The organism is Vibrio sp. 10N.286.52.C3 (genome assembly GCF_041468865.1).
Classification (GTDB): domain Bacteria; phylum Pseudomonadota; class Gammaproteobacteria; order Enterobacterales; family Vibrionaceae; genus Vibrio; species Vibrio crassostreae_C.
The window spans coordinates 1-981 of the sequence record NZ_JBFRJM010000069.1 but is presented as its reverse complement, the minus strand read 5'-3'; the positions used below and the strand labels follow the sequence as shown (position 1 = coordinate 981).

The window sequence follows — 981 nt, the reverse complement described above, 5'->3', positions numbered from 1 at the left end:
TTTACTTGCGCTCGCACACTTTAAAGACGGCCTCTCTCGTACACAAATTGCAAAATCTCTCAAAGTCAGTCGAACCAGTGTCAATAAATGGGTTCGGATTTTTTTTGAAGAAGGCCTAGAAGGACTTCAAGAAAAACCTCGGACTGGTAGGCCTGCATACCTCACCGATGAGCAGCGGGCTCAACTCAGTGCCTTCATAAAAAAAGAAGCTGAATCACCTTCTGGTGGCCGCCTTGTTGGAAGCGATATACATGACTACATCGTTAAACACTTTGACAAGCACTACCACCCTAATTCCATCTATTATCTCCTAGACCACATGGGTTTTTCTTGGATAACTTCTCGTTCCAAACACCCTAAACAATCACAGCAAATACAGGACGATTTTAAAAAAATTCCAAATCGAAACGATCCTTAAGATCCCCGGCCATATTGGGCTAGAGAGTGTTGATGTCTGGTTTCAAGACGAAGCTAGGTTTGGTCAGCAGAACACAACAACACGTCTTTGGGCTACTCGTGGAACGAGACCTCGCGTAGTAAAACAGCAGCAATTTGAATACGCTTATTTGTTTGGCTCAGTGTGCCCATCGAGAGGGATTGGTGAGGCAATGGTCGTCCCTTGGGTTAACAAAGACATCATGATAAACCATCTAGAGCAGATATCTAAAGTCACAGAAAAAGACCGTCATTCAGTGGTAATAATGGATGGCGCAGGATGGCATACCGATGATATTGCTAACCCATTTGATAATGTCAGTATTATCAAATTGCCGCCATACTCACCAGAGCTTAACCCTATAGAGCAAGTGTGGAGTTGGTTAAGGCAACACTATCTAGCAAACCAAAACTTCATTGATTATAACGATATTGTTTCGAAGGTCTGTAGCGCTTGGAATGGATTTCTTGAGTGCAAAGATCGCGTCACAAAAATGTGTACAAGAGATTGGATTGACCTGATCAGTTAATTTTCCGGATTGGTAT

2 protein-coding genes are annotated in these 981 nt (G+C 42.8%); both read left to right on the top strand.

The features are described from left to right. Positions 1–418: transposase (locus AB4138_RS21020; RefSeq protein ID WP_372307580.1), on the top strand; the 418-nt coding region annotated here is incomplete at its 5' end. Further along, positions 384–965 carry an IS630 family transposase gene (locus AB4138_RS21015; RefSeq protein ID WP_086738234.1) on the top strand — a complete coding sequence of 194 codons (582 nt, stop codon included), beginning with the start codon at positions 384–386 and terminating at the stop codon, positions 963–965. The genes AB4138_RS21020 and AB4138_RS21015, both read left to right, overlap by 35 nt. Positions 966–981 lie beyond the last annotated feature (16 nt).